The sequence below is a fragment of the Amycolatopsis benzoatilytica AK 16/65 genome (assembly GCF_000383915.1).
GTDB lineage: Bacteria > Actinomycetota > Actinomycetes > Mycobacteriales > Pseudonocardiaceae > Amycolatopsis > Amycolatopsis benzoatilytica.
Map to the genome: position 1 here is coordinate 6462540 of NZ_KB912942.1, position 23093 is coordinate 6485632.

13 protein-coding genes and 1 pseudogene are annotated in these 23093 nt (G+C 71.6%); 8 read left to right on the plus strand and 6 right to left on the minus strand.

Going from position 1 to position 23093, the window contains the following annotated elements:
• Positions 1-44 precede the first annotated feature (44 nt).
• From AMYBE_RS44280 to AMYBE_RS0129990, 4 genes and pseudogenes are all read right to left on the minus strand, one after another.
• A pseudogene (locus AMYBE_RS44280) lies at positions 45-419 on the minus strand (DNA cytosine methyltransferase); the annotation flags it as partial.
• Positions 412-564 (minus strand): hypothetical protein, encoded by a 153-nt coding sequence (locus AMYBE_RS45130; protein ID WP_154676329.1) that lies wholly within the window; start codon positions 562-564, stop codon positions 412-414. The gene AMYBE_RS45130 and the pseudogene AMYBE_RS44280, both read right to left, overlap by 8 nt.
• Complete coding sequence (locus tag AMYBE_RS42565) at positions 561-1706, minus strand: TRM11 family SAM-dependent methyltransferase (protein WP_020663087.1); 1146 nt, start codon at positions 1704-1706, stop codon at positions 561-563. Before AMYBE_RS42565 ends, AMYBE_RS45130 begins: the two co-directional genes overlap by 4 nt.
• Before the next feature lie 59 nt (positions 1707-1765).
• Positions 1766-2821, minus strand: a complete 1056-nt coding sequence (locus AMYBE_RS0129990) for a hypothetical protein (protein WP_245573267.1) — start codon at positions 2819-2821, stop codon at positions 1766-1768.
• 521 nt (positions 2822-3342) lie between these two features.
• On the opposite strand from AMYBE_RS0129990, the gene AMYBE_RS0130000 reads away from it, so the two are divergent.
• From AMYBE_RS0130000 to AMYBE_RS0130035, 8 genes are all read left to right on the plus strand, one after another.
• Positions 3343-4350 (plus strand): hypothetical protein, encoded by a 1008-nt coding sequence (locus AMYBE_RS0130000; protein WP_020663090.1) that lies wholly within the window; start codon positions 3343-3345, stop codon positions 4348-4350.
• The gene (locus AMYBE_RS0130005; protein WP_020663091.1) at positions 4347-4745 is read left to right on the plus strand and encodes a hypothetical protein; all 399 of its coding nucleotides are present in this window, start codon (positions 4347-4349) and stop codon (positions 4743-4745) included. Before AMYBE_RS0130000 ends, AMYBE_RS0130005 begins: the two co-directional genes overlap by 4 nt.
• Positions 4746-4964: 219 nt before the next feature.
• Positions 4965-7163 carry a TrbL/VirB6 family protein gene (locus AMYBE_RS0130010; protein ID WP_245573268.1) on the plus strand — a complete coding sequence of 733 codons (2199 nt, stop codon included), beginning with the start codon at positions 4965-4967 and terminating at the stop codon, positions 7161-7163.
• Positions 7164-7175: 12 nt separating this feature from the next.
• The gene (locus AMYBE_RS0130015) at positions 7176-8408 is read left to right on the plus strand and encodes a PrgI family protein (RefSeq protein WP_020663092.1); all 1233 of its coding nucleotides are present in this window, start codon (positions 7176-7178) and stop codon (positions 8406-8408) included.
• A 6-nt stretch (positions 8409-8414) separates the two neighbouring features.
• Positions 8415-10406 (plus strand): VirB4 family type IV secretion system protein, encoded by a 1992-nt coding sequence (locus AMYBE_RS0130020; RefSeq protein ID WP_020663093.1) that lies wholly within the window; start codon positions 8415-8417, stop codon positions 10404-10406.
• Positions 10407-10471: 65 nt separating this feature from the next.
• Positions 10472-13042, plus strand: coding sequence for a DUF8128 domain-containing protein (locus AMYBE_RS0130025; protein WP_020663094.1), 2571 nt, complete (start codon positions 10472-10474; stop codon positions 13040-13042).
• A 132-nt stretch (positions 13043-13174) separates the two neighbouring features.
• Positions 13175-14260 (plus strand): replication-relaxation family protein, encoded by a 1086-nt coding sequence (locus tag AMYBE_RS0130030; protein ID WP_020663095.1) that lies wholly within the window; start codon positions 13175-13177, stop codon positions 14258-14260.
• A gap of 89 nt (positions 14261-14349) precedes the next feature.
• A complete protein-coding gene (locus AMYBE_RS0130035) occupies positions 14350-15330 on the plus strand; it encodes a C40 family peptidase (protein WP_020663096.1) in 981 nt (326 codons plus the stop codon).
• A gap of 296 nt (positions 15331-15626) precedes the next feature.
• Here the strand turns inward: AMYBE_RS0130035 and AMYBE_RS0130040 are convergent, their stop codons facing one another.
• Both AMYBE_RS0130040 and AMYBE_RS0130045 read right to left on the minus strand, forming a co-directional pair.
• A complete protein-coding gene (locus tag AMYBE_RS0130040) occupies positions 15627-16385 on the minus strand; it encodes a tetratricopeptide repeat protein (protein WP_245573269.1) in 759 nt (252 codons plus the stop codon).
• A 111-nt stretch (positions 16386-16496) separates the two neighbouring features.
• Positions 16497-22820, minus strand: a complete 6324-nt coding sequence (locus tag AMYBE_RS0130045; RefSeq protein WP_020663098.1) for a PA14 domain-containing protein — start codon at positions 22818-22820, stop codon at positions 16497-16499.
• Positions 22821-23093: the final 273 nt, after the last annotated feature.

Here is a 23093-nt window from a genome sequence, read left to right on the forward strand (position 1 = left end):
CGCGACACGCAGCCTCGAGACTTGACTTGGTGCAGAGAAACGAGGCGCGGTCGAAGTACGCGAACGGCGTCCAGGACGCTGCTCCACAGTCCACTGCGAGCGCCTTTCTCGATGCCCGCGCGCCGCCCGGCCGCGGAAATGTCCTGACAGGGGAAGCCTGCTGTGAGCACCTCGACCGGCTCGACGGCGGCGAAGTCGACCGCGCGCAGATCGCCGAGATTCGCCACGCCGGGCAGCCGTGCGGCGAGGATCGCGGCGGCATGCGGATCGACCTCGGCGCACCAGGCGATGCGGCCGCCGAGCACGGCCGCGACGCCGAGGTCGAGACCGCCCAGACCGGTGCACAGCGACCCGATGACCGGGCCGTCGGTCGCGACGAACCGCAACGGCTCGACGCCCTCGGCGCGGCGCTCAGGCATCGCGCGCCTCCCGCGCCGGGGTCCGGCGGGCCGCGTCCTTGCTGGGCGGCGGGCAGCGGTGGCGGGCGACGGCGCGTCGGGCCGCGGCGGGACGCCGGAACCGGGCGTCCCAGCCGCAGTCCCGGCAGTGCACGAGCGTGCTCACGCCTGCCACCGCCCGCCGCCCTCGACCCCAAGGAGCGAAGCGACGCGTTCTTCGCTCGGCGACGCCGGGACCGAGGCGCTGGCGGGCTCGATGGGCTTGGCCAGGACCACGACGTCCTCGTGCGAAATCAGATGCAGAGGCAAGCCCCGCTCGCGCTGTTTGCGGATGAAGTCGCGCTGGAAGAAGCTGCCGCGGGCGACCAGCTCGCGATCGGCGACCCGCGCCAGCAGCGCCACGCACCGCTCGACCGGCACCAGCCCCGCGGCCTGACCGCACGCGACGACCTGCGAGGGAAGGTCGACCAGTTCCGAGAGCTCGCGCCACGGCCGGACGGTGATCGCGACATGCCCGCCGGGGCGCAGCACGGCCGCGCAGCCGGTCAGGATGCGGGTGAACCCCGCCAGCAGCCGGTGGTGGCCGACGTTGGCCAGGTTGCCCCGGTCCAGCGCAGAGCCGTAGCGGTGGTGGTACTTGTGCACCTTCCCGTCCGGCGAGCCGGTGACGACCTGCCCGTGCGTGGACGGCCCGTACGGCGGCGAGGTGACCACCAGCGCGACCTGCCCCCGGTACTTCTCCGGCAGCAGGAACGGCAGCTGACGGGCGTCGCCGTGCACGACCTCGGCCTCGTGGTCGTGACCGCGGCGGCGGGCCAGGTCGAGGTTCGCGCGGGCGACGCTGACCCAGTGCGGCTCGTACTCCACGCCGACCGCCCGGCGCCCGGCGTCGATCGCCTCCACCAGCGTCGTGCCGGAACCGGCCATCGGGTCGAGCACCAGCTCCCCGGGTCGGGTGTACCGCCGGATGGCGTGCGCGGCCACGGCCGGGAGCATCTTCGCCGGATGCGCGGTCGACTCGGGCACGTAGCGGCCCTTGCGCTGCGCGGCCGGAGAGGTCTGCGCGGTCGCCCACACGGACAACGGCGGCCCGCCCGCGTCGTCGGTCCCCGTCACGGTGGCCGGGCCGGCCGGGTCGTTCCCGACCGGGGTGCCCGGCTGAGCAGGCCGGGCACCCCGGTCGGTGTCGAGGGCAACGACGAGCGCGCGCGGGATCGGCACGGTCGGATCGCCGCCGTCGCGGGAGGAGGAGCCGGTCACGGCGGTGGCGCCCGGCGCCGAGGTGTGCTGGTGGTGGTGGTGGGACATGAGCGTGATGCCTTTCGCAGACGGGGGAACGACCGACAAGGGCGCGGGCGGGCGCGGGGTCACCGGTCGCCTCCGGTGCCGGGCGAAGCGGTCGCCGGGCCGGTGTCGGTCGCTGGTGCGGCAGGGTCGGCGGGTTGTGCGAAGGCGAGGACGTCGCCGTGCGCGCGCAGGTGCGGCGCGGGCAGCCCGCGCACCGTCGCGCGGTGCCGGGTGCGGTCGTACTCGGCGGCTGCGGTCGCGCTCGGCGCGGCACGCAGGCGTCCGTTCTCGGCGGGGGTGTGCAGGGCGACGATGTGCTGCAGGTAGAGCAGATCCGCGTGCTGGCACGCGGCCACGATCGCGCCGGTCGGGTCGACCAGCCGCCCCCGCGTCCAGTCGCTGTGCGTATACACCGCGAAGATGCCGCCGTGGCGCAGCCGCTGTGCCGCCAGCAGCGCGAGCCGGTCCAATGACACCGTCTCGGCGGCATGGGCAGGCAACGACACGAGCACCAGATCCGCCCGCGCGCCGTTGTCGGATTCGAGCGGGTCAGGGCTGTCGAGAGCACCGGTGCGGGGCGGGAGCGACGGTGCTCCGGCGAGGTCCGCGGACTGGCCTGCGGAGTCGGTGACGAGGTCGGCCCAGAACGGCCGCGACGACGGGGCGGGTCCGTGCGCGCGCGGGTCGAGAGTGTGCGTCTCCGCGGTGCGGTCGAGGGTGCGCACCGCCTCCCGCGCCGCCGCCACCGCCGACGCGTCGCGCGTCGGCGTGGCGCCCTCGGTGTCGATGTCGACGTCGACGAGGACGACGTGGGCGCCGGGGGCGGTGAACGCCGCCGTGATGGTCTCCACGATCGGAGCCGGCCACGGCGCGTGGGCGTCGACCGGTCGGTCTCCGCACGTCCACACCGTCGCCGGAATCGGCGTGGTCGGCGCGGTCGTCGCACGCCGGTTCGCGGGTGCCGTGGCGCCTTCGGGACGGGTGGTCGCGCGGGGCGGTCGAGCGCCCGCGCCGGTGGCGCGGGTGCTGGCTCCGGGGTAGGGAGCGCGGTCGCCCCCGCGCCGGGTGCGCGGCGGGCGGGTCGAGTCCGGCAGGCGACCGGAGCGACCGTCCGGGGACTGCGAGCGCTGGGTCATGTGAGGCCCTCCAGGATGAGAACGACACCGGACCGCGTGGGCCCGGGCCTTGCGTGCTGTCATCCCCTAACTCCGAAAAACGGGGCCGTTCGGGACACGACGTGTCCGGTCAATTTGCATTCCCTCCCCACGTGCCGCCGGGCGAGGGATAACGACCGAGGCGAAGACTTCGCCGACGCGGAATACACATCGCGGCCGCCCCGGAAAACCCGCATCGGCCAGAATTTTCGAGACTTGTCACCGCAGGCGCCTCACGTCTGCCGACACGACGAGCATCCGAGGCGCTGCCCGGCGACGGCCGGCGTTCGAGCCGTCCAAGCAGCTGCTCGCGGGTGCCTCGACCGACGACGGAAGACCGCTTTCAGGCATGCGGCGAGGCGGCCATCCCGCACGCACGCCGGGACCATGAGGCGCTTTTGAGGCGCTCTCGTCGCGTCTGCGAGGCGCTTTTGAGCCGCTTTTGAGGCGGCACGCACGGTTTCCTGAGTGCTCACCGATCCCGATTCATCCGGGGAGTTCTCATGGATTTGCCGTTTCCTGATCCTGAAACGAAAGAACCGGTTTTCTTCGCTCGCGCCAAGCCGGCTTTCGTCGAGGACGCGAACGTCTTCGACATCGCATGGGCCAGCTTCGGGTGGCTGGTGACCGGGCCGGCGCCCCTCTCGGTCGACGGCCGGGACATCCCCGGTCTGCCGCGTGGGCGGCTTGCTCTGGACGAGGTGGGCACGGTGCTGTTGTCGCCGTCGTGCAGCCAGGACACCCGGGACGCGGCGTGGCGGCATCTGGTCGACCGGTCCCGCGCCGAGGGCGGGAAGTGGACGGTGGCCTGCACCGGCCTGGCGCTGCCGGTTTTGCTGCCCGCTGCGCGCACGCTCACTCGCGGCCTGAACGCCGCGGACCGCGACGACGTCCACGCCGCGATCCTGACCGGGTTCCTGCAGGGATTGCGCGACGTCGATCTGGATCGGCCGGCGGTGCTGGTGCGGCTGCGGTGGACCGCGTACCGCGCGGGCGAACAGGCCCTGCGCGAGACGTTGCAGCGCCCGGTCCCGCACGAGGATCTCGCGGCCCGCTCCGCGGCTGCGGCGCAGCCCGGCGGACATCCGGATCTCGTCCTGGCCGCCGCGGTCGAGGCGGGCGTCATCACCGCCAGCGAGGCGGAACTCATCTCCGCGACACGCGTCGGCGACGTCGTGCTGGCCGACGCCGCACACGCCCGCGGCCAGTCCTACGACACCGCGAAGCGCACCCGCAACCGGGCCGAGACGCGACTGGCCGCCTACCTGGCCGACGGTCCTGCCGACACCACCCCGGAGCACAGGCGCGCGCACCGCACCCGGCTACGCAAGATGACCAGGTCGCGCGCCGGGTCGCCGAAAAAACTGCGCGCTCCGGTGTCCCCGAACGGCCCGGAATCCGGAGTTAGTGAGCGCGGGGCCCGCCTGCCCGCAGACCGCCGTTCGCGCCCCCGCCGCACCCGCGCCGGTGCGGCCGCGCCCCACCGCCAGGAGGCCCCGACATGCGAGTGACACCGCTTCGCCGCCACCGCCACCGCCGCCCGCCCACGCCGCCGCAGCGAGGTGCGCGCTGCCGCTGTGCCGTCCTGCTCCTCGGGGGGCTGGTCGCCGCCGGCGCGCTGCTGACGTCGTCGGTCGCGCGGGCGGACACGGTCCAGGTCGTCGCGCTGGCCCAGACCGTCGACCAGGTCTTCGCCAACATTCGCAACTGGATCATGGGAATCCTGGCCGGCATCGCCCTCGTGCTGTTCAGCATCGCGGGCCTGCGCTACCTACTGGCCTCCGGCGACCCCGGGGAAATCGAGAAGGCGAAAGGAGCTTTCAAAGCCGGATGCATCGGCTTCGGGCTCGCCGCGCTCGCCCCGCTCGTGGTCGACATTCTCAAAGGCATCGTGGGCGGGGTGTGAGCCGTGACCGCACACCGCCGCCGCTCCCCCTCGGCCCGCCCGCGCGACCCCGCCCGACGCCACGCGACGACACCGATCGTGCGTCCTGCCCGGGCCGCCGATTCGGGCAGTGACCGTGCGGGCGCGAGAACCGGCCCCCGCCGCGGCCAGCGGTCCCTGGTCGCTGCTCCGACCCGTCCCGCACGGCGCCGTCGCGACCACGGCGGCCGGGCCCGGTGGATGCCCGCACGTGGCTGGGCCCGCTCCCTCGCGGTGCTGATTCCCTTGCTGGCGGCCCTCGCCGTAATCGCGCTCGCCGCATCGGCCGCACCCGGGTCCGCGACCGCGGCCACACCGCCGGTACCCGCGCAACCGCCGGTGCTCCCGCTGCCCACGGCGCCGCAGCCCGGCTGCGGCGCCGGTTCGGCCGACCCCGCGTGCAGGCTGCCCACCGGCGCCCCGGCGCCGACCCCATCGGGGCTGCCGAGCACCCCGCTGGTTCCGCCGCCGTCGCAGCCGACGGCGTCGTGCTTCCCGGGCGCCCTGATGCCCGAGTGCGGAGGACTCGGCCGCACCTCGTCGACGCCCGCGCCGTGCGAAGGGCCGAACTGCATTCCCCAGCCGACTCCTCTCGATCCGAACAAGCCGGGCCAGACCCCGGCCCCGGGCGCGAGCAACGGGGACAAGGCCGACAAGTGCGGCATCACCGACCCGATCGCCTGTGTCACCGAAGGCATCGACGCGTTCTTCCGCGGCGTGGTCACCGACGCGTTGAACCCGTTGCTGGAGTTGCTGGGCAAGACGCTGCTGACCACGCCCGAACCCGGTTCCCTGCCGAGCGTCGGGCAGTTGTGGACCGAGTCGTGGCAGATCCTGCTCGCGGTCTACGCGATCATCGTCCTGGTCGCCGGGCTGGTCGTCATGGGCTACGAGTCCCTCCAGACCCGCTACACCATCAAGGAGATCGCACCCCGGGTCGTCATCGGGTTCCTCGCCGGCACGCTGTCGCTGTTCATCGCGACGAAAGCCATCCAGCTCGCCAACGCCCTCGCCCAGGCGGTGTCGGGCTCCAACCTCGACCCGCAGGTCGCGGGCAAGGCATTGACCGACATGGTCCTGGCCGCGCTCGCCGGCAGCGACCTGTGGCTGGTCTTCATCGGCTTCGCCCTCGCCGCGTTGATCATCGTCCTGCTCATCACGTTCATCGTGCGGGTCATGGTGACGATCCTGCTGATCGCCGCCGCGCCGATCGCCCTGATGTGGCACGCCCTGCCCCACACCGAAGGCATCGCCCAGGCATGGTGGAAGGCCTTCGGCGGCGTCCTGGCCATCCAGATCGGCCAGTCGCTCGCGATGGTCGCGGCGCTGCGGATCTTCTTCGTCCCCGGCGGCTTCACCGTGTTCGGCCCGAACCTCAACGGGCTGATCAACCTGCTGGTGTCCCTCGCGCTGATGTGGGTGCTGATCAAGATCCCGTTCTGGTGCCTGCGTCCGGTGACCGGCGGAGGCCGCTCCATGCTCGGCTCGCTGGTGCGCGGCGCGATCGCCTACAAGACCATGGGAATGCTCGGCGGTGCAGGCTCTCGGTCCGGCAGCACGCGCGGCGGCGCCCTCGGCCGGGGCGGGTTCAATGCTCCGGCGGACCCGCCGTCCACGCGCACGGGCCAGTTCATGCTGCCGATGCGGGTCCGCCGCACCCGGCCCTGGCCAGGCCGCTCTCCGCGCCTCGGCGACCTGCCGGGCACCGGAGCGAACGCGGACCGCCGCCCCGGCCCCGGGCAGATGTCGCTGTTCACCGCCAGCGACGCCGGGGACGAACTGACGGTGTCGGCGAACCCGCGAGCCCTGCCGCCCGCGGACCTGCCCGGCGCGCTGCCCCGCGATCAACTCGGGTTCCCGATCACCACCCGCCGCGAACCGGACCGCGCAGGACGCCGGTCGCTGGCCGACGACCTCGCCGAGCGACCCACCGGCATGCCGCCGCCGGCGCAGCCCGGACTGCTCACCGACGACGGGCGGATCAACCGCAACGCGCGACCGCTCGCCCACCTGCCCCGCGCGCTGATCGCGCCCAACGCCGGCATGCTCCCCATCCACCTCCGTCCCGCACCACCGCGCACGCCGCGGCGAACCGTGGCCGACGACCTCGCCGACCCCGCACCCGGCCCGCCGCGCCAGACCGGCCCGGGGCTGATCACCCCGTCCGGGCGGATCAACCGCGCCGCCCGCGCCCCGCGCCGCCCGGCCCGAGACGCCTACACCGGCAACCGGCCGCTCGCCTCGGGCCAGTACCCGCTGCCGCTCGGCCTGCGACGCCAGCCCACACCCGCGCCGCCGGCCACGGAAGCGACCGCTTCGCCGCCGCCGAAGCGGCGCACCGGAACGCAACTGCCCCTGCCCTTGGACCTTCCCGGTCGCCGGGGCCCGAAAAAGAAGTGAGGACTGGTCGCCATGACGTCTCCCGTGCGCGTGCCCGCCGACGTCGATCGCCCGGACCGGGTGCTCGGCCCGCTGACCGCCCGGCAACTCGCGATCCTCGGCGCCGCCGGACTCGGGCTCTGCGGCCTGTACTCGGCGACCCGCGCGTTCCTGCCGCTGCCGGTGTTCCTGATCCTCGCCGTGCCGATCGGGATCACCGTCACCGTGCTCGCGCTCGGGCAGCGCGACGGGCTGCCCTTGGACAAGCTCGCCCTCGCCGCCGTGCGCCAGCACCTGTCGCCGCGGCACCGGGTCGCCGCGCCCGAAGGCGTGCGCGCCGCCCCGGCCTGGCTCACCGCCCAGCGACCCGAAATCCGCACCCGCAGCCGCGGGCGGCGACCAGCCGCTGCCGAGCCGGTGTCCCCGGCGCCGCTGGAACTCCCCGCCCAAGGCGTGGCCGACAGCGGCGCGCAGGCCGGGGTCGTCGACCTCGGCGCCGACGGGCTCGCGGTGATCGCGGCGTGCTCGACGGTCAATTTTTCCCTGCGCACGCCCGGGGAGCAGGAGGCGCTCGTCGCCTCGTTCGCGCGCTACCTGCACAGCCTGACCGCTCCCGTGCAGATCCTGGTCCGGGCCGAACGCCTCGACCTCGCACCGCAGATCGCCGAACTGCGGGCCCGCGCCGGCGGACTGCCCCACCCCGCGCTGGAAGCCGCGGCGCGGGACCACGCGGACTACCTCGCCGAACTCACCGCGCACGCCGACCTGCTGCGCCGCCAGGTGCTGCTCGTGCTGCGCGAGCCGCTGCGGACCGGGCCGGCGCCCGCCGCCGCGTCGAGCGTGCTGTCGCGGCGACGCCGCCGCAGCGACGACGAGCGATCGGCGGACGACGGGGTGCGGCAGGCGGCCGAACAGAGGCTGGTGCGCCGCCTCGGCGAGGCCGTCGAACTGCTGGCTCCCGCCGGGATCGTGGCCACGCCGCTCGATGCCGCCGCCGCGACCGCGGCGCTGGCTGCAGCGTGCAACCCCGACACCTTCCTGCCGCCCTCGGCCCAGCTGGCCGGAGCCGACGAGGTGGTCACCGCCACCACCACCTTCACCGACCTCTACGGCCCCGACGGCACCTCCCTCCCGGCCCGGCCGACCCCTCACGGATCCGCGACCGCACAACCCGCCCCGGCACGGCCCGGACGGTCGCAGGCACCGGGCCCGTGGCTGTCCGAAGACGAGGACTGGGACTACGACGACGAGATCGAAAGCAGGTAGCCATCCATGCCACGCACCAGAAACCACGCCACGGCGACCCGGTCCGGGTCGGCCGGGGCGTTCACCCCGGACGCGCTGTCGGTGTCGGCCCGGCATCTGGAGATCGGCAACGAGTTCGTCGCCTCCTTCGGGATCACCGGCTATCCGCAGGAGGTCCACCCCGGCTGGCTCGCGCCGCTGCTGACCTACCCAGCGCGGCTGGACGTCTCGGTCCACGTCCAGCCCGTCGACCCGGCCACGGCCGCCAGCGGCCTGCGCAGGCAACGCGCCAAACTCGAATCGTCCCGCCGCCACAATGCTCGGCATCACCGGCTCGACGACCCCGACCTCGACGCCGCCGCCGACGACGCCGCCGACCTCTCGCGGCGCATCGCCCGCGGCGACGGGAAACTCTTCAAGTTCGGCCTGTACCTGACCGTGCACGCCCCGGACGAGATAGCGCTCGCCGAGGAAGTCTCGGCGCTGCGGTCGCTGTGCGCGTCGCTGCTGCTGGACGCGAAACCCGCCACCTACCGGGCGCTGCAGGGCTGGGTGTCCACCCTCCCGCTGGGCCTCGACCCGCTGGGGCTGAAGAGGACATTCGACACCGCGGCGGTGTCGGCCGCGTACCCGTTCACCTCGCCGGACCTGCCGCCCACCGACCCGACCGCCTCGGCGCCGTCCGGCGTGCTCTACGGCTACAACGTCGGCAGCTCGGGACTGGTGCACTGGGACCGGTTCGCCTGCGACAACTACAACTCCGTCGTCCTCGGCCGCAGCGGCTCCGGCAAGTCCTACTTCGTCAAGCTCGAGACCCTGCGCAGCCTCTACCGCAGGCTCGGCGACGACCGCGACGGGGACCGCGGGCGGGCCGGCGACGCGGTGCAGGCGTTCGTCGTCGACCCCGAGGACGAGTACGCCCGCCTGGCCTCCCAGGTCGGCGGCACCTACGTCCACCTCGGCGCGGGCGGGGTCCGGCTGAACCCGTTCGACCTGCCCGTGCACACCGACCCGCGCGGGCGGCGCACCGCCCCCCAGGACGCGCTCAAACGGCGCAGCCTGTTCCTGCACACCGTCCTGGCCGTGCTCTTCGGCGCCGAGGCCACCGCCGCCGAGCGGGCCGTGCTCGACACCGCGATCACCGCCGCCTACCGCCGCGCGGGCATCACCGACGACGCCCGCACCTGGACGCGCCCGGCGCCGCTGCTGCGCGACCTGCGCGACGTGCTCGCCGCCTCCGGCGACAGCGGCGACGCGGCAGCGGCCGATCTCGCCGCGCGGTTGCATCCGTTCGTCGACGGGTCGTTCGCCGACCTCTTCGACGGGCCCACCAGCGCGACCCCGGACGGGCACCTCGTGGTGTTCTCCCTGCGCGACCTGCCCGACGAGCTGCGCGCCGTCGCCACCCTGCTCGTGCTCGACGCGGTCTGGCGCCGGGTCTCGAACCCAGCCTGCCGCCGGCCCCGGCTGGTCGTGGTCGACGAGGCGTGGCTGCTGATGCAGCAGCCCGAAGGCGCCCGATTCTTGTTCCGACTGGCCAAGGCCGCTCGCAAGCACTGGTGCGGGCTCACGGTCGCGACCCAGGACACCGCCGACGTGCTCGGCAGCGACCTCGGCAAGGCGATCGTGAGCAACGCGGCCACCCAGGTGCTGCTGCGCCAGGCGCCGCAGGCCATCGACGAGATCGCCGAGACCTTCGACCTCTCCGGCGGCGAGCGGCAGTTCCTGCTCTCGGCCGACCGGGGCCAGGGCCTTCTCAGCGCGGGCACGCACCGGGTCGCGTTCCAGTCGCTGGCCTCGCCCGCGGAGAACTTCCTCGTCACCACCGACCCCGCCGAACTCGCCCGGTTCGCCGACGAGGACCCCGACGCCGCCGACAGCGGCCTCGCCGGCGCCTACGTCGACCTCGGACCCGCCGACACCGCCGGCTCCTCCGACCCTGTCGCCCCGGGAGCCGACGCGGAGCTCGACGGCGACGGGTTCGGCGACGCGGAGCAGGTCGACCTCGGCCCCGTGTGAGCGGGCCCGGCTCCGCTCCCGGCTTCTCCTTGCCTCGCACCACGTTTCCCGGAAGGGGTTCAGCCATGGCCGTACGAGCCGCAGCGCCGCAGGTGATGCAGAACTTGGTCGGCGACTGCCTGCGCGACCCGGGCGGCGCCACCGCCGCCCTGCTCGCCGCCCTGCGCGAGTGGGCGCTGGCATGGGGGCCGATCGTCGTCCCTGTCCTGGCCGTGGCGGTGGCGGGTTCGATCGCTGCGCGCCGTTGGTGGCGCGCTCGTCGCCAGGCCGCGCTGCAGGTCGACGCCCGCCGGATCACCGTGCTCGCCCCGCCCTCCGTCGATCCCGCCGGCGGGGCCGCGGTCTGGTCCAACCTCGTCGGGCTGCTGCGCCCCGCCTGGCGGCGGCTGTGGGCGGGCCAGCCGCATCTGGCGATGGAGTACGTGTTCGGCGAGCACGGTGTCACCGTCCAGTTCTGGGTCCCCGGCGTCATCCCGCCCTCGCTGGTGGAACGGGCGGTCGAGGCCGCCTGGCCCGGCTCGCACACCCGCACCGGTGCCGCCGCGTCACCGTTCCGCGCGTTGGAGGCCGGGCGGCGGCGGATCACCGTCGGCGGGCAACTGCGCCTCGCCCGCTCCGAAGCCCTGCCCATCCGCACCAGCTTCGACGCCGACCCGATCCGCGGACTGCTCGGCGCGCCGGTCGGCCTCGGCCGTGACGAGCGCGCCTGCGTGCAGATCCTCGCCCGCCCGGTCACCGGCCGCCGCGTCGCCCGCGCCCGCCGCGCCGCCCGCCGGGTGCACCAGGGCTCCTCGGGTCGCCTCGGCGGCCGGATTCTCGACGCGGTCACGCCCGGCGCGAACGCCGCCCGCGACGGCCGGAGCGCGCACGGGCGGCGGATCAGCCAGGATCCGCAGCTCTCGCTCGAGTATTCCGCCCAGAACAAGGCCATCGTCGGCAAACAGCGCGGCTCCCAGTACGAGACCGTCGTGCGCTACGCCGTCGCCGCCGACCTGCCCGCCGACGCGGACGACGAACTGGCGCGCCGGGCCCGCGACACCGCGCGGGGCCGTGCGCACGCCCTGGCCGCCGCGTTCGCCGCCTACACCGAGCACAACCACTACACCCGCACCCGCCTGCGCCGCCCCGCCCGCGCCCTGACCGAGCGGCGCCTCGACCGCGGGGACCTGCTGTCGGTGCCGGAGCTGGCGGCGATCGCGCACCTGCCCACCGACCCCGAGATCCCCGGCGTCGAACGCGCGGGCGCCAAAGCGGTCGCCCCGCCGCCCGGGATCGCCGCACCGGGGACAGAAGTCAAACCGCTGGGCCGGTCCGACACCGGACACGCCCGGCCCGTCGGCCTGCGCGTCGCCGACGCCCGCCATCACCTGCACGTGCTCGGCGCCACCGGCTCGGGCAAATCGACCCTGCTGGGCAACATGATCCTCGACGACGCCGAGAACCGTCGCGGTGTCGTCCTGATCGACCCGAAAGGAGATCTGGTCACCGACGTCCTCAGCCGATTGCCGCGCTCGGCCGCGGACCGGGTCGTGCTCTTCGACGCCGACTCCCTGCACCGCCCGCCCGTCCTCAACCCTCTCGAAGGCGGGGAAACCGACCGCGACGTCGACAACCTCGTCTCCGTGTTCCGGCGGGTCTATTCGGCGTTCTGGGGCCCGCGCACCGACGACCTCATGCGCGCCGCCTGCCTGACACTGCGGGCTCAGGAAGGCGTGCCCACCCTGGCCGACCTGCCGAAACTCCTCGCCAGCGAGGCGTTCCGGTCGCGGATCACCGCCGGCCTGGCCGACCCGGTGCTGACCGGGTTCTGGGAGTGGTACGACGACCTCACCGACAGCTCCCGCTCCCAGGTGATCTCGCCGCTGATGAACAAGCTCCGGGCGTTTCTCCTGCGGCCCTTCGTGAAAGAAGCCATCGCCGGCGGACGATCCACTGTGGACATGTCCCAGGTGCTCGACGACGGCGGCATCTGCCTGGTCCGCATACCCAAAGGCTCCCTCGGGGAAGAGACCACCCGGCTGGTCGGCTCCCTCGTAGTGGCACGCACCTGGCAGGCCACCACCGCCCGCGCCCGCGTCCCGCAGCGCCTGCGGCCCGACGCCAGCCTCGTCGTCGACGAATGCCACAACTTCCTCAATCTCCCGTACCCGCTGGAAGACATGCTCGCCGAGGCGCGCGGCTTCCGGGTCTCGATGACCCTGGCCCACCAGCACCTCGGGCAGCTCTCCCGCGAACTCAAGGAAGGCATCTCCACCAACGCCCGCTCCAAGATCTTCTTCTCCGCCAGCCCCGAAGACGCCCGCGAACTCGCCCGCCACACCGCACCGCGGCTGTCCGATCACGACCTGTCCCACCTCGGCGCCTTCCACACCGCGGCCCGGCTGGTCGTGCACGGCGAGGAAACCGAGCCGTTCACCATGACCACCACTCCCCTGCCCGACCCCATTCCCGGCCGGGCACGGGAAATCCGGGCCGTGCTGCGCGCCCGGCGCCGCGCGCACGACACCGCGACCGGCGACGCGGCGACCCGCATCAGCCCGCCCACCGACGTCAGCTCAACCCGGTCGGCGGCGACCGGGCGGCGGGTTCCGCCGGCCCGCCCGCCCAAGACCGACCCGCGCCGCACCCGTCCCTAGCCGCCGCACGCACCCGGGATTCCGCCGCGCCGCAAGGAAACAGCCGCAGCCGCTCGTCCCTTCCGGGGCCGAGTCGGGCTTGCCCACAGCACTTGTCCACACCCTGTTGACAACCCTGCGAGGAGAACGCCCGTGATCACGACCACCACCCGCCAGGACGCGCTGCGCGGCCACCTGCCGGGCCGCCGCACCGTCCGCGCCGCCGGCTCGGTCGAACACCAGTCGATGCTCGCTTCCCGGCTCACCGCCCGCGACAAATGGCTCCTCGCCGTGCTGCACGAGCATCGGGTCCTGACCACCAGCCAGATCCAGGACGCCTGCTTCCCCTCCGGCCGCTCCGCCCGCCAGCGCCTGCGCGATCTCTACCTCTGGCGCACGGTGTCGCGGTTCCAGCCCTTCCGCCAACTCGGCTCCGCCCCCATGCACTACGTCCTCGGCCCCGCCGGAGCGGCCGTGCTCGCCGCCGAACACGGCCTGGAGGTCAAAGAACTCGGCTACCGCCACGACCGCGCCATGGGCATCGCCCACAACCAGCGCCTCGCGCACACCGTCGGCGTGAACGACTTCTTCACCTCGCTCATCGCCCGCACCCGCCGCGCTCGGCACCCGGAGGCGCTCGTGGCGTGGTGGTCGGAATCGCGCTGCGCCCGGCATTTCGGCGATCTCGTCATCCCGGACGGCTACGGCCGACTTCGAACCGGCACCGGCTCCGCCGCCCGCGAGGCGGAGTGGTTCCTCGAGTTCGACACCGGCACCGAGGCCCTGACCAAGGTCGGGCGCAAACTGGCCGGCTACGCCCGGCTGGCCGAGTCCACCGGCATCGCCACCCCCGTGCTCGTGTGGCTGCCCACCACCCGCCGCGAAGCCGGAGCCCGCACCGCGCTCGCCCGCGCGCACGCCGGCCTCGACGACCCCCGCGCCGTGCCGGTGGCCACCGCTGCGGCCGACCTGCTCGACCCGGCCGCAGCACACCCCAGTCCCGGCGAAGCGGTGTGGCTGCCGCTGACCGCGGCGCGCACCGACCGCGCCGGGCCGCGGTACAGCCTCGCCGACCTCTCCGACGCCTGGCCCGGCCTGGCGCCGCCGGCCGACCCCGCCGCCGAGGACGGCGAGAGCGAGACCGGTGACACCGCCGCGGCCTCGCCCTACCGGCTGCCGCCGCCGAGCCCGGTCCCGCCGCCGGCCACGCCGAACCGGGTCGCCCGCGGAGACCGCTGACCCACGGCCCCTTCCTCCTCGAAACCCCGCCGCACGGGCCGCCTGTCGCCGAAACCAGTGCGCACCCCGGAAAGGAGAACGATCCGACCATGGGCGGAAAAATCGCGGCCGGTGTCGCGGCAGCGGTCCTCGCTCTTCCGCTGCTCCTCGGCGCCGGAATCGCCGACATCGTCAGCACTCTCTTCGCCGGCAGCGGCCCGTCGCGTTCGCTGACCTGCACCCCGCACGGCGCGCCCGTCGGCACGGCACCCGGCATGACTGTCGAGCAGACCGGCAACGCGGCCGCCATCGTGGCCGTCGGCAAGCAGCTGGGCGTACCCGAGCCAGGCTGGGTGGTCGCGATCGCCGCCGCCATGCAGGAATCACGACTGCGCAACCTCCGTTACGGCGACCGCGACTCGCTCGGCCTCTTCCAGCAACGGCCCTCCATGGGCTGGGGCACCCCGCAACAGATCACCACGCCGACCTACGCGGCGACGAAATTCTTCGAACGCCTCACCGCCACGCCGAACTGGCAGAAGATGAGCGTCAACGACGCTGCGCAAGCCGTCCAGGGATCAGGGTTCCCGAACGCCTACGCCCAGCACGAGGACAAAGCGCGCGCGGTCGTCGCCGCCGTGTCCGGGGTCCGTTGCCAACCGGCCCCCGCGACGACCGGAACCGGTGACTGCAACAACATCCAGGCCCCCACGCCCGCCGCGACAGCCGCGATCAACTACGCGTGCGGGCAGCGAGGGCTGCCGTACGTGTGGGGCGGCGACGGCCCGCAGAACGGCGACTACGGATTCGACTGCTCAGGGTTGACCAAGGCCGCCTACGCAGCGGCCGGGATCGCACTGCCCCGCACAGCCGACGCCCAATACCGAGCCGGCAACCATGTTCCCGAAGCGCAGCCGCTCCTGCCAGGCGACCTCGTCTACTACGGTCCAGTCTCGCGCATTCGACACGTCAGCCTCTACATAGGAAACGGAAAAACTCTGAACGCCCCCACCTTTGGACAATCCGTGCGAATCGATAGCTACCGCTATTCGGGAGACGAATACGCAGGCGCTACTCGACCCGCGCCCTGATGGCTCGAAGGACCACCAATCGCCGACCTGCACGGCGTAAGCCGCAGAGTGGAGACCAGGGGCAGCCGGACATACCCTTCAAGGTCGGTGAACGCGCTGTTGCGGTTGGCGATCACCGATCCTTCCTCCGCCTTCGGCCGACAACTCGCGGACGATCGACGGATCTCGCCAACCCTGCAATCCCCGCCAGGGAGCTACGCGACCCGTCTCCATTCTGGGCTGTCCAGCTACGAGAAGGTGCCGTGTCGCGGACCGGAATCACCAAAACAGCCAGTTCCAGCCGGACCGACGGGCCTTCATTGTTGTGAATCGAGGTCGTCGAGCAATTCACGCGCGTCCAGGTCGCCCCATGATGCGGCGTGCTCCAGCACGTCACGTGCGTCGTCGGTTCTGTCGTGCTCGGCGAGGAAGAAGCCGAGTTCGTAGCCCCAACCCGGTTCGTCTTCTTCTTTCGCGAGCCGCAGTTCACGCTCCGCGCCGACGTCGTCGTCGCGTTCCTCCCAGAGGAAGTTCGCATAGTTGATATGCGCTTTCGGAGCTTTCAAGGCCACGGATTTCCGATACATCTCCTCAGCTTCGTCCAGTTTTTCCCGCTGTGCGCAGACGTCGGCGAGCGCGGTGTAGGTGGTGGGCTTTGCCTCGTCCAGGTACTGCCGCCCCAGCCGTTCGGCCGTATCGACGTCCTCGAGGTCGTGCAGGTGCAAGCGGACCAGGTTCCCGGGCGCGAGAGCGTCGCCCGCGTGGATCGCCCGGGTGAAGGCAGCTATCGCCTCGTCGTAGCGTTCCTGTCCTCGGAGGAAGGTTCCGTAGTCGTTGAGCGCGTCGCTGTCGCCCGCGGCAATCGCCTGCCGATAGGACGACTCCGCCAGCTCCGCGTTGCCGAGGTCGTCGGCGACATCACCGAGCAGTCCAGCGAGATGCGTCTGACCCGCGGCGACAGCCTGCACCAGGACGTCGGCGGCCGCTTGCTTGTCGCCGCTTTCCATCAGGGTCAAGGCCAGCAACCGCGGCGCGTCCGGTTCTGCGGCTGCGACGGCGCTGCGCAAGATCGGCAACGCTTCTTCGTGACGGTCGTCGTCGCGTAGCTGTGCGCCGTGTGCGCTCAGTGGCTGTTCGCCGTCGGTGAGACCCGAGTTCATCCGGACATACTCCTTGTTCGGCTGTTGCTAGAGAACGATGGCACAGGCCGGCAAGGCTGGGCCACAGGCGGGCGATGCGATCTTGCCGAGCCACCACAGTAGGCCGCCGCCCAGGCCGGCAGCCCCGGCCCAGCCCCACCACCCACCGCCGCCACCGTCCGGTTGCGGCGGCCTATATCCCTCAGGGACGCCCATGTCGACATAGGGGTTACGGCGCTCGTTCCGTTCCCGCCAGTTCATGCCCCCGATCGGGCTTGGAGCGGGTTGTGCCAGGTGCGCGAACGAGCTCTGCGCGCCGCCCTTCCCGTGTCGCTTGTTCGGGTTCCGGGGAATCTTCCGGTGGCCACCGTGACGGTCACCCTTGGCGTGTTTGTCACCGGTCCGCTTGCTCGCGCCTTTGTGGTGCCCCTTCCGGTTTTCCTGATTGCGCCCGTGATCCGCGCCCTTCCTCGGCCGGTTGCCGCCGAGGTCGGTCGCGTTGATGGGGTCGGCGTTCGTGTAGTCGTAGTCGTTGGCGCTGCCTCCTTCGACGGGGTCGACGGAGAGGAAGCGGCCGAGGAGTGGGCTGTAGGGGCGGGCGCCCATTTGGACAAGGGAGAGGGCGCCGGCGTGTTCATAGGGGCGTTGGTGTTGGCCGAGCCAGCCGTAGTTCATCTTGCCGGGCTGGTTGGCGGGAACAGCCTGGGAGTCGACGGTGCCGGTTGTCGTGATCGGCTGCCCGAACGGGTCGTACGTGTACAGGTTGCCTGTCTGTTTGCCGGTGCCGTCGGTGGACAGGCAGATGTCGCCGCGGATGGTGACGTGGTCATACTCGGGGGTGGCCACACCACCGGGATAGGTGAAGGTCAACAGCACCCCGCCGGGCAGGGACAGGCTGCGGGTCAGTAGGCGTTTGTTGACGTCATAGGTCACCTCGGCCGAGTCGCCGCCACCGGTGTAGCCGTAGAGCACCGTGCCCTGAGGGTCGCCCGCGGTGGCGTCGCGGCGCACGATCCGGTCGGTGACGTCGCGGGTGTAGCCGATGGTAGCGACCTGGGCGGGGTCGCTGCTGGTGGTCGAGGCGGTGAGGTGCCGGTCGGCGGAGTCGAACCCTAGGTTGGTGGTCGTCCCGCCCTGGACGTACTGAGTGGTGTTCCCGTGGCTGTCGTAGGTGATGCCGGTGATCGGGTTCGCGCCGGTGGTGGCGAGCAGCCGATCGGCGGCGTCGTAGCAGTAGCCCGTGGTTGTTGTAGTGGTCCCGGCCTGATCGAGCAGCCGCACCCGGTTGGTGTTCAGGCCCGCGTTGGCTTGAACACCGGCTGGGCAGGCGGGGTCGGCGGTGGAGGTGAAGTCATAGGTGAAGTGGTGTCCGGCGGAGTATGCCTCGGTGAGGCGCCCTGCGGCGTCGTAGACGTAGCTGGGGCCGCCCGGGTTGGGGTCGACTCCGTTGAGGGTTTCCTGGTAGACGGTTCCGGTTCGTGTCCGTGAGACGGTCGACGCGATCTGGTGTGCATCGCTGGTCTGCCAGTTCAACGAGGTCACGTTGCCGGCCTGGTCTTTGGCGATGGAGGCGAGAGACGAACCGTTGGCGTAGGCGACAGACGCCAACTCGCCGGCATTGTCGTAGCTGGCGGTCGCCAAGGTGGCCGTGCCGAGCTTCGTGGTGAGGACACGACCGGCGTCGTCGTAGGTGTACGTGGCCGTTTGCGCCACATCGGCGGCGTTGGGTGGAGTGACCACCGTCTGCGTGGCACGCCCTGCCTGGTCGTAGTTGGTGGCGGTCTTCGTGCCCTGCACATCGGTATAAGACACAACCCGACCAATCAGGTCGGTGGTGGTGGTGACGGTGCCGTTGTAGTCGGCGACCGAGGTGATCAGCGGGTCGCCGCCGACGGCGTAGCTATAGGTGACGGTGCGAGGCCCGACGGTCGGGTTGGCAGGATAGGTGATTTGGGTGGGCCGGTCGCGGCCGTCGTAGGTGGTGCAGATCCAGTCGCCGCTGGTGGCTTTGGCGGTGATCCGGCCCGAAGCGTCGTAGACCTGTTCGTCGGTGCGAGCGCCGCCGGTGGACGGGGTGGGCGAGGTGGTCAGTTTCGGCAGTCCGCCTTGGTTCACTGCGGGGCTGCCGGTGACGCACGGGTTGGCGCGGGTTTCAGCATCGCCGTAGTACACGTAGGTGTATTGCGACCCAGTGGGCATGGTCTTGCTGGTCCGGCGCAGATAGCCCGAGCCAGGCGTCTCGTATCCGGCTCGGCCAGTCAATCCGAGGCCGCCCGGATTCGCGGTTGCGCTGGTGGCCAGGCCGAAGGTGGGGTCGAGGCCGTTTTCGCCGTACTTCGTGGCGCTGGTCTTGTCCGGGACTCCGTTCGATTCCGACACGGTCGAGGAGGTGGCCAGGCCGTAGCGGGGGTGCAGGTCCGCGCCGGGGACGACTGTCCATGGCTGTGCCACGGGTGGGGACCAGGTGAAGTTGACGAGTCCGGTGGTGCCGCTGCGGTTGTAGTAGTCGACGCGGATGCGGTGCCAGGTTCCGGCGGTGGCGTTGGTGTAGGAGCCGGTGACGGACGTGTTTGCTTTGTCGGTCCAGCTGTCTATAACGAGGACGTCGTCGATCCAGAGCCGGACCCCGTCCACGACGTTGAATCCGAGTCCGTAGGCACCGGTGGCGGGGAATTGGATTTCGCCGGTGAACCGGGCGGAGAAGCCGCTGGTGTTGGCGACCGGCGGGTTGGCGCCCCAGCTGGCGGACAGCGTGCCGTCTTGGGTGCCGACTCCGGTGGCGTAAACCTTGGGTGCTCCGGCGAGCGCGGTGTTGTCGTAGTAGCTGGCCGAGAGTCCGTTCAGGCCTTCGTCGTAGTTGGTGTGGGTGTGCGGGACGGTGGCGGCGCAGGCGGTGGTCGGCTGCTGGCCGGTGAAGCACGACGCCGGCGCGGGTCCGTACTCGTCGGCGGGCCGGTCGGCGTAGTCGTAGACAGTGGTCGACACGCGGCCGGCGGGGTCGGTCGAGGACAACAGCTGGTCTTTGACGTTCCACGTCTTCGCGGTGGTTTTCCCGGTCGCGTCGGTGGCGGTCAGCTCGCGATTGGCGTCGTCATAGGTCGCCTTCGACGCAAACCCGGTTGCCGGTGCGAGGCCAGCGACGTCCACAAAGGATTGTTTGTTGGCCGGGTCGTAGCGGTAGGAGTGCGCGGGACCGGGTTGGGTGGTGTTGGTGGGGTCGGGCAGCGGCAGGGACACCTTGGTGGCTTTGGGTTTTCCGGTTGAGGTGTCCTGGGCGAGGGTGGTGAGGATGTCGTTGCGGCCGGCGCGGTTGGCGGGGTCAGCGGCGATCCAGTCGTTGACCAGCGGCGTTCGCATGGCGGTCAGCGGGCCGGTGGTGCTGGTGTAGCCGTAGTCGGCGGAGTCGCTGCCGGGGTTCTCGATGCGGGCGACGGTTTGGCCGGAGTACCAGAGGCGGGTTTCGGTGCCGTCCCAGTAGGCGATGCGGCACAGCATCTGCGACGGCGGGGTCGGGTCCGTGCCCGGCGGTGCGGTGGCCCCGCCGTAGCAGGCGGTGGTGCCGTCGGTGTTGTAGTAGAGGGTGTGCGCGCGGCCGGAGACGGGGTCTTTGATCTGGGTCAGCCGTGAGGGGCTGCCGCTGTAGCTGTTCTGCAGGGCGGCGGGTTTCTTCGAGTCCGCACTGGAGGAGATGGTCGCGAGCGTGCCGTCGGGGTTGAACACGAACAGCGATGCGCCTTCGGCGAGGGTGATTTTGCCGGTGGTGTCGAGGCCGAGGATGCCGTCTTCCCCGGCTGGCGGGGTGTATCCGCCGGTCGCCGCTTTGGTCCAGGTGTGCTTGGTGCCGGTCGCGTCGGTCAGCACGATCGTCTGGTCGAGGACCTGGGCTTTGGTGTAGGAGGCACCGGAGCCGTCGAGGTCGGCCGACATCGTCCAACCCCTGGACAGGGCGGGCGAGTCGGAGGTGTAGAGCCAGGAGCCCGGGATCACCTGCGGGGGCACGGCTTTCGTGCCGGCTTCGTTGGTCTGCGCCCACAGTTTCATCCGTGCCGGGCCCGAGGAGTGGTACAGCTCGGCTTTGATCGGGACGCGTTGCCCCGCGGTCAACGCGATCTCGGTGACCGGGCCGTTGGCGCTGGTCAGCGCGAAGTTGACGTCGGAGGTGTTGGGGTTGTTGTAGACGAGCTGGTTGTTCACCCAGATCTTCGCGCCGCCCGCGTGCACGCCGGCGAAGTCGTACGTGCCGGTCGCGGGTGCCTGGAAGTAGCCTTCCCAGCGGCCGACGAACCAGTCCTGCGCCAGCGCGGGCGCGAACACCGAGGCACTGCCCCAGTCGTTGTTGACCTGCGGCTCGTTGCGCACCAGCACCGGGTTCGCATCAGGGGTGCCGGAATGGGTCGGGTCGTTGAAGTAGGAGGCTCGCAGGCCGTAGGGGTCGGTCTGCTGGGAGTTGTAGGAGAACGTCACTCCGGCGGTGCCGCCCACGGTGGTGAAGGTCGGTCCGGCGTCCTCGACGTGGGTGTTGCCGTTGGCCAGGTTCACCGTCACGCCGCCGACGGTGTCGACCGGGGCCGGGCCTGCCTCGCCGATGCGCTGGTCGATCTTGAAGTGCCCGACCCACGACGGCGTCGTGGTGGTGACGCCGCCTTGGAGCGCGGTCAGCACCCGCCAGGTGTAGGAGGTGCCGTCCTGCAGCACCCCGGCCGGGACCGTCCACGTGGGACTGGTCAGGCAGCCGGAGTCGACCACGATGCCGGTCAGCCCGTCCGAGCCGGTCGCGACCTTGAAGCAGTACAAGGTGCCGTCGCCCGACGGGTTCGTCACCGGGGTCGCCTGCAGCGTCGGCGTCAGGTTCGACAGCACGCTCCCGTCCGACGGGGCGGCGATACTGGTCGCCGGCGGAGCGGTGCCGTAGTCGACGATCAGGTTGGTCTGCATGTTCTTGTAGGACCAGTCGTTGCCCTCCTGGCCGGTGATCATGAACCAGGAGGTGTTGTCCCGCGCCGACACCCGCCCGGCGATGAAGTCGGTCAACGCCTGCGACTGCATCGAGCCGGTGTCGCCGATCGGGGCCGAGGCCAGGAACTGGCCGACCGCGTTGAATCCGAGCGGCGACGTCGCCTGGTACAGCCCCGCTGGCCAGGACAGCATCGACCCGGTCTGGGCATTGCGGTTGAAGTCCAGCCGCGCCCCGACGACCGCCTTGCCGAACAGCGGCGTGAAGTCCCACCGGTCTGCGGTCCGCCAGTAGGTGTTCGGGTTGCCGGCCGGGCCGGCCAGGGAGTTGCCGATCTGGATGCCGCAGTTCACGCACGAGGTCCCGTCGGACTTGTAGGCGTTGGACTGGGCGTCGTTGTTGAACCCGTAGGTGTAGGTCGGGTCGACGGTCACCGGGAAGACCCGCGCCTTGTCGCCGAGCCACGTCGCGTCCACCGACACCGTCAGCAGCCAGGCTTTGCCATCCCGCTTGAGCGCGTAACTGCCGCCGGTCTGCGCCGGAGCCTTGTGTTTGGCGTCGTCGCCCGAGGAATCCCACGCCTGGATCGGCGGCAACGCCGCCACCACAGCACCGCGGGCACCCTTGACCAGGACACTGTCGCCCTCGACCACGGGCGTGAGCCCGCCCAGGTCCATCCGGAACACCCAGCTGCCCGTGCCCGCCGCCGTGGCGTCCTTGAGAATCAGGGATTCCTTGACACCGCCCGGTTCCACGACGTACTGCAGGTCGGTGCCCGGCAACGCGTCCGGATAAGTCGCGGTCGAATCCTTCACCGTGCGCTCCGCCGGCTGCGCCCCGGACAAGCCGAACGCGACCGGCTGCCCGCCCTGATCCAGCCGCAGCAATGCGGGATCGTCGGCGTGCTCGGCGAACTGCGGCGACAGCCCGTGCCTGCCCGTCTTGGCCGTCTTGGCCGTCTTCGACGCCGGGTCCACCGACAGGCGAGTGTCCACCGGCAGCCACCCGCCGCGCCCGTCGGCCACGCTGAGCGGGGCCTGCGACAACATCAGCGAATGACTGCCGTCGGCATTGGCATAGTCCACCGACCGCTCCGACCGCCCGACCTCCCGCGAGGACTTCGCGTCGAACTTCGCGCCCGCGTGCGTCTTCCCCGCGCCCTTGCCCATCAACGGACCGAAATCGCCGGCCGGCCGCGCCGGAGCTGCCGCCCGCTCCGCAGCGGCCGGCGTTTTCAGCATCGGCACATCCCGCGGATCGATCCGCTCCGGACGCGACGCCGCCGCACCACGTTGCGGAGCCGCAACGGCTTCTGCCGAGCCGGCAAGCAGCGACACGATCACCACCAGCGCGACTGTCCGGAGCGCCGACCACACGAACGAGCGCAGGCGCGCGCCACCGCGACGACCAGATCCCACCGCAAACTCCTCGGAGCCCCGTGACCGTGGCCGTCCCGCCCCAGTCGGTAAACCGGAATACTGCCCCAAGGCGAACAGAAACGAACTAAGCCGAATGATGTAACTTTCAGAACATCCGACCCGAAAGGCGAATAATTAACCTTCCGCTCATCTTTCCCGGGGCGAGCAAGCGACCTCGGGACATGCGCAGCGACTGCCGAACTTGGCGCGATACAGCAGGCTCGAGAACTCCTTGGCGCCTCCTTGACGGGGGTGACACGACGCGATTCGCGC

Bases quoted from the DNA above. Each gene is read 5' to 3' on its own strand.
- AMYBE_RS42565 (WP_020663087.1), bottom strand. From the start codon at position 1,706: ATGTCCCACCACCACCACCAGCACACCTCGGCGCCGGGCGCCACCGCC.
- AMYBE_RS0129990 (WP_245573267.1), bottom strand. From the start codon at position 2,821: ATGACCCAGCGCTCGCAGTCCCCGGACGGTCGCTCCGGTCGCCTGCCG.
- AMYBE_RS0130000 (WP_020663090.1), top strand. From the start codon at position 3,343: ATGGATTTGCCGTTTCCTGATCCTGAAACGAAAGAACCGGTTTTCTTC.
- AMYBE_RS0130010 (WP_245573268.1), top strand. From the start codon at position 4,965: ATGCCCGCACGTGGCTGGGCCCGCTCCCTCGCGGTGCTGATTCCCTTG.
- AMYBE_RS0130015 (WP_020663092.1), top strand. From the start codon at position 7,176: ATGACGTCTCCCGTGCGCGTGCCCGCCGACGTCGATCGCCCGGACCGG.
- AMYBE_RS0130020 (WP_020663093.1), top strand. From the start codon at position 8,415: ATGCCACGCACCAGAAACCACGCCACGGCGACCCGGTCCGGGTCGGCC.
- AMYBE_RS0130025 (WP_020663094.1), top strand. From the start codon at position 10,472: ATGGCCGTACGAGCCGCAGCGCCGCAGGTGATGCAGAACTTGGTCGGC.
- AMYBE_RS0130035 (WP_020663096.1), top strand. From the start codon at position 14,350: ATGGGCGGAAAAATCGCGGCCGGTGTCGCGGCAGCGGTCCTCGCTCTT.